Source organism: Halobaculum sp. EA56 (assembly GCF_051195075.1).
Lineage (GTDB): Archaea > Halobacteriota > Halobacteria > Halobacteriales > Haloferacaceae > Halobaculum.
The window spans coordinates 591145-601204 of sequence record NZ_JBNTJX010000001.1 but is presented as its reverse complement, the minus strand read 5'-3'; the positions used below and the strand labels follow the sequence as shown (position 1 = coordinate 601204).

The following is a 10060-nucleotide window of genomic DNA, read 5'->3' as shown; positions in this document are numbered from 1 at the left end:
TCGTTATCCCGTCGAGGCGGACGGCCTCCGTCATGTCACCGGGCGTTTCGGCGGGGACGGGATAAACGGCGCGTTTCGCCGGTACCGACGGTCGGGGAACGGGCGTGTCAGCCTGGATACCTGACGGTATCGGGAGATGCGCGAACGGCGGCACGTCGGGCGCGCGAGGCGGTACCCGACGCGATGGGACCGAGAGGGACGGGACCCGAGCGGCCTCAGACGTTGCTCGGGTCCTGCGGGACCGAGATCTCGCCGTCGACGATGGCCTCGCGCGACGACTGGATCTCCGAGGTCACGTCGTCGGGGATCTGGTCGCCGAGTTCGGTGCCGTAGACGATGTCGACGCCGTCCTCGGCCAGGCCGAGGCTGGTCGCCGTGCCCGCCTCGAACTCGCCGTTGACGGTCGCCTCGGCGGCGTTGTAGACGGCGGTGTCGACGCGCTTGACCATCGACGCGAGGATCACGTCGGCGTAGTCGGTCGTCACCGACTGGTCGCGGTCGACGCCGATGGCGAACTTGCCCTCGTCGCGGGCGGCCTGGAAGACGCCGGTGCCGGTGTTCCCGGCCGCGTGGTAGACGATGTCGGCGCCGGAGCTGTACATCGACAGTGCGGCCTCCTGGCCGGCCGAGGGGTCCGAGAAGCTGCCGGTGTAGGTCGTCTGCACGTCGACGTCGTCGTTCGCGGCCTTGACGCCGGCGGTGTATCCGGCCTCGAACTTCGCGATGAGCGAGGACTCGACGCCGCCGACGAAGCCGACGTTCGTGGAGTCGGACTGCGTCGAGGAGTCGCCCGCGGAGAACGACATGCTCGTGAGCAGGCCGGCGAGCTGACCGACGAGGTACGAGCCCTCGTGCTCCTTGAACGTGTACGAGCGGACGTTCGGCTCGTCGACGACGCTGTCGACGATCATGAAGTCCTGCTCGGGGTAGTCGGGCGCCGTCTGCGAGAGCGCGTCCGCCTGGAGGAAGCCGATGCAGGAGACGAGGTCGTAGTCGGGGTTCGTCGACTGCGCGTACTGGCTCTGGAAGGTGCCGAACTCCGAAACGGAGTCGGGCTCGGACTCGTCGAACGAGAGATCGAAGTCCTCGGCCGCCTGCTGGATCCCCGTCTGGGCCTGGTCGTTGAACGAGCCGTCGCCCAGGCCGCCGGTCGCGTACACCATGCCGACGTGGGTCGTCTCCGACCCCGACGACGCTGTCTCCGTCTCGGTTTCCTCGGAGCCGCCCGAGTCGCCGTCCGAGCCGTCGCCGCCCGAACCGTCGCCGCCGGAGCCCGAGTCGGGACCGCCGGTACAGCCGGCGAGCCCGGCGAGCCCGGCCGCGCCGACGCCCTTCACGAAGTTCCGCCTGTCGAACCGATCGGTGTCCACCATACGGTGAATCACCACGGACGTCCGTTTAAAATCGTCGTGTTCGGCCCGGAAACGGTCTCATTCGTCGCTGACAGTTTCGACCGCGGCCTCGACGACGCCGGCGACCTCCTCGACGAACCGGTCCACCTCGTCGTGTTCGGCGTACACGCGGACGTACGGTTCGGTTCCCGAGGGACGCACGAGCGTCCACGAGGCGTCGGCGAACGTGAGACGGACGCCGTACTCGTCGTGGACCTCGGCCTCGGGGAACGCCGCCGGCAGCGTCTCCCCGAGGCGGTCCATCGCCGCCGCCTTGTCGTCGTCAGGGCACCCGACGCTCACCTTGCGGTACGGTCGCTCCGTGACGGGCGCACGGAGGCCCGCCAGCCCTTCGTCGGCGACGAGGCGGGCGAACACCGCCGCGCTGGCGACGGCGTCGATCCACCCGCCGAAGGCCGTGTGGACGTGCTTCCACGGCTCGGCGGCGAAGACCACGTCGCCGCCGGCCTCCCGCGCCGAAGCGATGCCGTCGTGGAGGTAGCCGAGCGCGACGCGCTCGACGCGCCCGCCGGCGGCCTCGACGCGCTCGTCGATCCGGCCGGAGGCGTTCGGCGTCGTCACGACGACCGGGTCGTCGGCGTCGCCCGCGCGGACGTACCGCTCGGCGAGGATCGCCAGCACCGTGTCCTCGTGGACGACCTCGCCGTCGCCGTCGACGACGACGATCCGGTCGGCGTCGCCGTCGTGGCCGATCCCGAAGTCGGCCCCGTCGTCCGCGACGAACGCCCGCAGGTCCGCCAGCGACTCGGCGGTCGGCTTGGACTCGCGGCCGGGGAAGTGGCCGTCGACGGTGGCGTTGAGCGTCACCACCTCGGCGCCGAGCGCGCGCAGCACCTGCGGCGTCGCCACCGACGCCATCCCGTTGCCGCAGTCGACGGCGACGCGGACGCCCTCGGGGTCGGCGCCGAAGCCGCGGGCGTACTCGGTCACGGCCGAGCGGTACGCGTCGAGCACGTCCTCGCGCTCACCGTCGCCCCACTCGTCCCAGTCGGCCGGCGGGTCGCCGGCGGCGACGCGCTCCTCGACGGCCGCCTCGGCGGCCTCTCCGTACTCCAGTCCGTCGACGAACGCCTTCACGCCGTTGTCGGTCGGGGGGTTGTGCGAGGCGGTGAGCATCACGCCCCGGCGGCCGCGGGAGGCGAACGCCAGCGCCGGCGTCGGCACCTGACCGAGCCGTCGCACGTCGGCGCCGGCGGACTCGATCCCCGCCTCCGCGGCCGCGGCCAGCGCCGGGCCGGTGACGCGGCCGTCCCGTCCGACCACGAACTCGCGGTCGCCGGCCTCGCGGGCGTGCGCGCCGAGCGCGCGGGCCACGTCGAGCACGAGTTCGGGCGTGACGCGCTCGGTGGCGCTGCCGCGGATGCCGGCCGTTCCGAACAGGTCCATACCCGACCGTCCGGGGGAACGCTCAAGACTCCCTCGGTCCCGATCCGGCCCCGAACGGGGGCCGAGCGGCGGTCGCCGGCGAGGGTTCAAGTAGAATACCGGGACCACATCTCCCGATGCGCTGACCGCGGCCCCGACGCGGGAGCGGGTGTGCGACGGCACGCGCCGGGGGACGGAAGACGGGGCGACGCCGTCGCCTGTCAGCGCCACGTCGAGCCGCGGCCGTCCGGACCGGACGGGCGTCGCCCCCGCGGCTCGTTCCCCCCGCGAGTTCCGGTCAGATCCCGTCGGCGGCGGTGCTCACCAGCCAGATTCCCGCCGCCATCGTCGCCCCCCCGACGACGAACCACGGGCCGATCGCCTCCCCGAGCAGCGCGGCCCCGAGCGCCGCGCCGACGAGGGGCTGGGCGAAGAAGAACGCCGCGACGGTGCCGGCCGACACCGTCTCCAGCCCTTTGTACCAGAGGTACCACGCCGCCGCCGTCGAGCCGAGGCCGAGGTACGCGACGGCGAGCAGCGCGCCCGGCGACAGCATCGCAGCGAGCGGCGGCGCCCGCACCGCCAGCTCCGCGGCCGACAACGCCGCCAGCGCGGGCAGGGAAGCGAGACAGGAGTACGTCGCCGCCGTCAGCGCGGAGTACTTGCGCACGAGGGGCACCCCCCAGACGGTGTAGCCGGCCCACGCGAGGCTCGCGAGGACGAGCGCGCCCACGCCGGCGGCGCTCGCGCCGCCGAGGCGCGTCAGGTCGTACTGGCCCGCGAGGACGAGGAGGGTGCCGACGGCCGCGAGGGCCATGCCGCCGGCCGAGCGGCGGGTCACGTCCTCGCCGAGCACGGCCGCGCCGAGGACGACCGTGAACACGGGCGTCAGGACCGTCAACAGGGATCCCTGGCTGGCGTTCGTCAGCTCCGTGCCGAGGAACTGGGTCGCGATGGTGACGGCCACCCACCCGCCGAGGACGGCGAAGCCCCGGTAGTCCGCCCGATCGACGGCGACGCCGCGGGCGCGGACGACCGCGTACAGCGCGGCGGCGCCGACGGCGACGCGGAGGAACCCGAGCGTGAGCGGCGGGATCAGGTCGAACCCCCACTTGCTCACGACGTACATCCCGCCCCAGATGGCCGCCGCGAAGAGCGGCGCGAGCGCGGCAACGTACCGGCGGCCCCCGACCGAGGCCGTCACGGTCGGGTCGGGAGGGAACGGGCGGTCGGTCGTCGGCTCCGTGCGTCCATCTCGGGCGGAGCGTGTCGCCGCGGGTTTGAATGGTTCGCGGTTCCGGCGCGTCGCGGCGGCGGGTCGCGGGAGCCCGTCGTACGGATCCGCCGGTTCCCGGCTCCCGACCGGCGGCCGTCGGCTTTTCGAGCCTCGGCCGCCCACCGACGGGTATGAGCGACGACGCAGGAACGGGCGGGGACGCGGACCGCGTCCGCGCGCACGTGTTCGTCTCCGGGCGGGTACAGGGCGTCTACTACCGCGCGACCACCCGGGACGCCGCCCGCGACCGCGGCGTCGACGGCTGGGTGCGGAACCTCGACGACGGCCGCGTGGAGGCCGTCTTCGAGGGGTCGCGCGACGCCGTCGAGGGGATGGTCGAGTGGTGCCACACGGGGAGTCCCGCCGCCGTCGTCGAGGACGTGGAGGTCGAGTACGGCGGGCCGGAGGGCGAGCGTGGGTTCGAGATCCGCCGGTAGCGACGACCCGGACGCCCGGTGAGGAGAACGTGGCCGGCGACGCGGCCGCGCTTGCCCTCACTCCGAGGGGACCGCCTCGGGCGACCCGCGCCGCCGGAGGAACTCGAAGGGCGCGGACTCGGCCACGTCGACCGGCACGTCCGGGTCGTGGCCCTTGAGCCGGTCCCACAGCACCAGCGTCGACGGGAGCACCAGCAGCGACGCGAGGAACGAGTAGAGGATCGAGATGGCGGTCAGCACGCCGAACTGGCCCAGCACCGACAGGATCGCGAACACGAGCACGCCGATGCCGGTCGTGGTCGTGAGCATGCTCCCGAGGAGCGCCCCGCCCGTGCCGCGGACCGTGCGGTCCAGCGACGTCGAGAGGTCGTGTTCCCGGCGCTCGTCGATGAACCTGTGGACGACGTGGACCGAGTAGTCGATCCCGAGGCCGATCGTGAGCGACAGGATCGTCGCCGTGAAGGCGTTGAAGGGGATGCCGGCCGCCCGCATCGTCGCCGCCACCAGCGTGACGGACGCGACGATGGGGACGGTGTTGGCGATCCCGAGCGACGGCAGGCCCTCCAGGACCCCGTAGACGACCAGCAGGAACACGACCGTCAGCGAGAGGGCGATCGCGAGACTCGTCACCGCCGACCGGAAGATGAGGTCCGAGACCGCCTGGAAGACGACGGTGTTGCCCGTCGCCGTCGCGTCGCCGCGGAAGCGCTCGGCGACCTGCCGCCCGTCGGCGGTGACGGCCGACTGGTCCGCGTCGGCTTCGGCGTCGTAGACGACGCGGGTGCTCCGTCGGTCCTCCGAGAGGTACTGCAGCGTCGCCTCCCGCGAGGAGGACTCCAGCAGGTAGTCGTACACCTCCCCGAGGTTCCGGTCGGGGATCCCGTTCCCGTTCCGGTCGTTGCGGGCGACGAGGCGTCGGAACTCGGGGTCGCTCTCGGCGCGCGAGCGGATCACCGTCACGAGGCTCCGCTCCTCGGCGTGGCCGTCCTCGGAGACGAAGGTGTCAGGGGGATCGTCGCCCATCCGGTGTAGCTCCTCGAGGACGGTGTCGCGCTCCATGTGCGCCTCCGCGTATATCGTGACGGAGCCGCCCTGGCTGGCGGTGAACTTCTCGTCGAGGAAGTTCAGCGTCGCGACGGCGGAGTAGTCGTCGGGCGCGAACGGCTCCGGAAGCTCCTCCAGGTAGTCGGGCGTCTCCTCGGGCGGGAGGAAGTCCTCCTGTGAGAACGACGTGGAGATGCCCGTGGCGTAGGCGCCGGAGGTCGCCGTGAGCACGAGCACGAGGATCAGGAACGCCGCGGGCGCGCGGTCGGCGACGGCGACGCCGGTACGGAGCACGCGCGCGAGACGGGTGCCCTCCGCCCCCAGGGGCGTCTGGCTGAAGACGGGGATCGGGATGCGGTCGCGACGGCGGTCGAGCCACACCTTCGCCGCCGGGAGGAACACGCCGAAGACGAGGAACGTGAACGTGATGCCGACGGCGGCGACGACGCCGAAGTCGCGGATCGGCGTCAGCGCCGACGAGAGGTTCGAGAGGAACCCGATGACGGTCGTCCCGGTGACGATGAAGAACGCGACGATCAGCTGTCTGACCGCCGTCCCCATCGCCTCGCCCACGTCGAGGCCGGTCGCCCGGTCCTCGCGGTAGCGGTTGACGGCGTGGATCCCGAAGTCGATCCCCACCGCCAGCAGCAGCGGCGGGATCGAGATCATCACCTGGTTGAACGGGATGCCCGCGAGCCCGAGGAAGCCGAACGTCCACACGACCGCCATCACCAGCGCGAACGTCCCGAGCAGGAGGTCGAGCAGGTCGCGGTACGCGACCACGAGGAAGAACACGATCAGGACCGCCGCCGCCGGCGTGACGATGAGCAGCGAGTCGGAGATGACGGTCGCGAACTCGTCCGAGATGATCCCCGACCCGAAGACGGTGATGTCGCCGCCGACCGTGTCGACGACGCGCTGGCTCCGAAGCTGGATATCCGTCATGGGGCTCGATCCGCTCTGGCCGGCGGCCGCGCCGCCGCTCCCGAGGCCGGGTACCTCGTGGGTCACCACCCCGATCGTCGCCGACGCGGACGCCGCCTCGGCGTTGAAGTCGTCGGAGACGGCGCCGGTGAACGCCGGGTTGTCCGCGTTCTCGCGGACTGCGGCGTCGATCTCCGAGGGCGTCGCCCGCTCCAGCGTCCGGATCCGCTCCTCGGTCGTGCGCGCGCTCGGGTCGATGGTCGTCGCGACGGTGGCCGCGGCGCTGGAGGTGCCGGCCACCCGGAGGCCGTCGGTCTCCTCCAGCCGCTCCTGGGCCCTGAGCATCCGCAGCATGGCGGGCTTCGAGAGGACGTTCCGGTTCCGCTGGACGAGCTGTGTCGCCCCGGTGTCGGCGGCGAACGGCGTGCCGAACTCCTGCCGGACGTCCTCCAGCGCCTCCTCGGCGGGGATACCGGAGGCGAACTGTTCGGTCCCCGCCTCGGTGGAGACGTTCGAGAGGCCGCCGGCGAAGGCGAGCGTGACGAGCAGGAACGCCGCCACGATCCGCCCCGGCCGCTCGGTGATCTGCCCGACGGTCGCCTCGACCAGCCGCTCGTGGTTCATGCGTCGCTCACCGGCGAGTCACCTGTTTCGGACGACGTACGTCCCGGCCGCGAGGACGACTAGCACGCCGGTCACCGCGACCAGTAGCAGGAACGGGACGTCGGAGCCCGTCGGCTCGCCGGCGGTCACGGGCACCTGATAGGTGTCCGAGATGAGCGTGTCGCCGTCCGCGGTGTCGTACTGGAAGTCGACCTTCACGGGGTACGTCTTGCCGACCGTGGCGCTCCCGGCCATGCTCACGTCGAACCGGACCGTCGCGGTCTCGCCGGGCGCGAGTTCCGGGACGAACCCCTCGTCGTCGCTCGACGACAGCGGCGCGTCGAGGAACAGCTTCGCGGACACGTCGCTGACGGTCTCGTTCCGGGCGTTCGTCACCCGGAGCTCCAGTCGACCCCCCTCGCCGACGGCGAGGGTCCCGTTCACCGCCTCCACCGCGAACTCGTCGCGCGGCGGCGCGACCGACGCGGGCGCGTCGATCGGGTCGCTCGTGCGCCGGGTGTCCTCCGTGTCGCGATACTGGACGCGCAGCGTGAACTGCCGTGGGCCGGCCTCGGCGGCGTCGGACACCTCGACGTCGAACGCGAACTCGGCAGACTCCCCCGGTTCGAGCGTGCCGACGGCGACCTCCGGCTCCAGCGGCGAGACGTTGGGGTTGTCCGTCTCGAACAGGACGACCGCGTTCGACACCGTCCGCTCGCCGGTGTTGGTCACGGTGCCGACGAGGCGACCCTCCTCGCCGACCCGGAGCGTGCTCTCGAGGCCGTCGACGCCGAAGGTCTGCTCCGGCAGGGGGCGGACGCCGAACGACAGCGGACGCGACGTGGCCGACACGCCGCCCTCGGTCTCGTACTCGACGGTCGCGTCGACGGCGTACTCGCGGGTCTCGGCCGACTCGGCCAGCGCCGCGTCGACCGCGACGGTGCGGCTCTCGTTGGGCGCGAGCGCGCCGAGGAACCGGCGCGCGGTCGCGGACTCGCCGAAGCGGAGGTCGGAGTTGCCCGACTGGAACGCGAGCACAGCGTCCGTCGCCGCGGCGTCTCCGACGTTGCGGACCGTGACGGAGACGGTGCCGGACCCGCCGACCGGCGCCGCCGACTCGACGGACTCGACGACGAAGCGCGCGCGCTCCTGCACGCGGACGGTCGCGTAGACGGTGGTCGAGACCACCTCGTCCTCGTCGTCGCGGTCGCGGTACTCGACGGTGATCGGAACAAGATGGGTGCCGCCGGCGACGTCGGCGGGCACGTCGACCCGCACGGTCACCGTCCGGGTCGCGCCGTCGCCCATCCGCCCGAGCTCGCGGGCGCCCGACAGCACCTCGATCCCGTCGACGTCGCCGACGGTCGCGGAAACGTCGAGCGCGGGCTCCACGTCGTCGTCGTAGTCGGCGGCGTCGTTCGTCAGCTCGATCGTCAGCTCCTGGGTGGTGCCGGGCCGGAGCACCGGCTCGGGCACGTCCGTCTCGAAGCGGGGGTCCTCGTCCGCGGCGACGACGCCCACGAACCCGGCGCCGACGGCCGAGACGCACAGGAGGGCGGCGAGCAACAGCGCGTGGGGGCGGTGTGACATCGGTGTTGTCTAACCGTTCAGTCAGCCTCGCATATAATCGGTTTGAAACCGACGGGAACCCGCCGTGCGGTTGACCGGTTCACGACGCGGGGACACGGGGACCGTCACGCGGGGACGGCGTATCGCTCGTGCAGGTGGTCGAGGACGTCCGAGACGATCGCGTAGTCGTACGTCCAGAAGCCGTAGAACCGGCGCTCGTCGGGGGCGCCGCGTTCCTCCGCCAGGAGCGCGCAGGCGTCCGTCGGGTCGCCGCCGCCGTCGAAGACGACGAACCACGACTCGCGGATCTCGTCGGCGTCCTCCGCGTGGAGGGTGACGCCCTCGATCTCCGGGAGGTCGTCCGCCGGGGCGCAGTAGGTGTGGACGTCGAGGTCCTTCGTGGCGAGGTCCTCGTACACGCCCGTCTGGGCGCGGAGCGCGTCGACGCGCTGGAAGCCGGCGTGGAGTTCGCCCGTCCCGACGCGCCACGCCCGGTCCTCCATCTCCCTGGTCGCGGCCATCATCTGTCGGAGGCTGTAGGAGGTGAAGATCGTCCCGTCGAGGTGTTCGAGGATCGGCGAGAACGGACGGTCCTCCCCGGGGGCGACCGACAGGTCGTCCTCCAGGTGCCGGAGGTCGACGGCCGCGAGCACCTCGTCGTCGTCCTCGTCCGAGAGCACGACGTACCCGGAGAGGCCGCTGTCGGTGGACCCGACCTCGATCCGGACCGCCTGGGACGCGAAGTACTCCCGGAGCTCCGCGACGACGTCGTCGGTGGGGGGATCGAACACCGTCAGGCGCTTCTCGCGCCCCTCGACGGAGTCGATGGTTTCCCGGAGTGACATCTGGACTCGAAGTGCTTACACCGGGTACGGACAAAAGCCTTCCACCCGCCCCGGGGCCCGCGTCGCCGGGGGGTCGGTCAACCGGAGACGACCCCGAGTTCCGCCAGCGAGTCGACCACGACCCGGGCCTCGACCACGTCGCGCTCCTCGGTCATCGGGTCCTCGACGGCCGAGAGCGTCTCGTCGGCGTCCGCCAGCATCCGCCGCTCCAGGTCGGTCTGGTCCGGTTCGTCACGCGTGTCGTTCAACAGCGCCTCGAAGTCCTCCCGGAGGTCGAACGACGCCCGGGCGACGTTGCATCTCGACAGCGGGTTCATCCCGAGGTTCAGGACGAGGTCCGCGACCGTCTCCCAGTCGGACTCGCAGAAGTGGATGGACACCTCCCCGACGATGTCGCGCCAGGCGATCGGGTCGGCGTGTTTCATGAGCTGGACCGTCCGTGGCGGGATGTCGATCCGCGCGACCGTCTCGGGCGAGTCACACAGACAACACGGCTGTTCCGTCCGCCCGGTGTACATACCGACCGGGAGGGCCCGGACGGGCAAACCTCCGTCGGTGCCGGCGGTCCGTCTCCGATCCGGTCCG

8 protein-coding genes are annotated in these 10060 nt (G+C 72.0%); 1 reads left to right on the top strand and 7 read right to left on the bottom strand.

Features of this window, described 5'->3' with window-relative positions; genetic code table 11:
• Positions 1-215: 215 nt before the first annotated feature.
• The 3 genes from ACQUQ1_RS03130 to ACQUQ1_RS03120 form a co-directional block, all read right to left on the bottom strand.
• Entirely contained in the window at positions 216-1373 is a 1158-nt protein-coding gene (locus ACQUQ1_RS03130) for a BMP family lipoprotein (protein ID WP_435062795.1), read from the bottom strand.
• Positions 1374-1430: 57 nt separating this feature from the next.
• On the bottom strand, positions 1431-2798 hold the full coding sequence (locus ACQUQ1_RS03125) for a phosphomannomutase (RefSeq protein ID WP_435062794.1): 1368 nt from the start codon (positions 2796-2798) through the stop codon (positions 1431-1433).
• 277 nt (positions 2799-3075) lie between these two features.
• Positions 3076-3981, bottom strand: a complete 906-nt coding sequence (locus ACQUQ1_RS03120; protein ID WP_435062793.1) for a DMT family transporter — start codon at positions 3979-3981, stop codon at positions 3076-3078.
• 203 nt (positions 3982-4184) lie between these two features.
• Between ACQUQ1_RS03120 and ACQUQ1_RS03115 the strand changes: the two genes are divergently transcribed.
• Positions 4185-4490, top strand: a complete 306-nt coding sequence (locus ACQUQ1_RS03115) for an acylphosphatase (RefSeq protein ID WP_435062792.1) — start codon at positions 4185-4187, stop codon at positions 4488-4490.
• Between the two features lie 57 nt (positions 4491-4547).
• On the opposite strand, the gene ACQUQ1_RS03110 is transcribed toward ACQUQ1_RS03115, so the two are convergent.
• From ACQUQ1_RS03110 to ACQUQ1_RS03095, 4 genes are all read right to left on the bottom strand, one after another.
• Positions 4548-7082, bottom strand: coding sequence for an efflux RND transporter permease subunit (locus tag ACQUQ1_RS03110; RefSeq protein ID WP_435062791.1), 2535 nt, complete (start codon positions 7080-7082; stop codon positions 4548-4550).
• A gap of 18 nt (positions 7083-7100) precedes the next feature.
• Positions 7101-8651 carry a COG1361 S-layer family protein gene (locus tag ACQUQ1_RS03105; protein WP_435062790.1) on the bottom strand — a complete coding sequence of 517 codons (1551 nt, stop codon included), beginning with the start codon at positions 8649-8651 and terminating at the stop codon, positions 7101-7103.
• Positions 8652-8755: 104 nt separating this feature from the next.
• Positions 8756-9475, bottom strand: coding sequence for a DICT sensory domain-containing protein (locus tag ACQUQ1_RS03100; protein WP_435062789.1), 720 nt, complete (start codon positions 9473-9475; stop codon positions 8756-8758).
• Between the two features lie 77 nt (positions 9476-9552).
• On the bottom strand, positions 9553-9993 hold the full coding sequence (locus ACQUQ1_RS03095) for a hypothetical protein (protein ID WP_435062788.1): 441 nt from the start codon (positions 9991-9993) through the stop codon (positions 9553-9555).
• Positions 9994-10060: the final 67 nt, after the last annotated feature.

Bases quoted from the DNA above. Each gene is read 5' to 3' on its own strand.
- ACQUQ1_RS03130 (WP_435062795.1), bottom strand. From the start codon at position 1,373: ATGGTGGACACCGATCGGTTCGACAGGCGGAACTTCGTGAAGGGCGTC.
- ACQUQ1_RS03125 (WP_435062794.1), bottom strand. From the start codon at position 2,798: ATGGACCTGTTCGGAACGGCCGGCATCCGCGGCAGCGCCACCGAGCGC.
- ACQUQ1_RS03115 (WP_435062792.1), top strand. From the start codon at position 4,185: ATGAGCGACGACGCAGGAACGGGCGGGGACGCGGACCGCGTCCGCGCG.
- ACQUQ1_RS03110 (WP_435062791.1), bottom strand. From the start codon at position 7,082: ATGAACCACGAGCGGCTGGTCGAGGCGACCGTCGGGCAGATCACCGAG.
- ACQUQ1_RS03105 (WP_435062790.1), bottom strand. From the start codon at position 8,651: ATGTCACACCGCCCCCACGCGCTGTTGCTCGCCGCCCTCCTGTGCGTC.
- ACQUQ1_RS03100 (WP_435062789.1), bottom strand. From the start codon at position 9,475: ATGTCACTCCGGGAAACCATCGACTCCGTCGAGGGGCGCGAGAAGCGC.
- ACQUQ1_RS03095 (WP_435062788.1), bottom strand. From the start codon at position 9,993: ATGTACACCGGGCGGACGGAACAGCCGTGTTGTCTGTGTGACTCGCCC.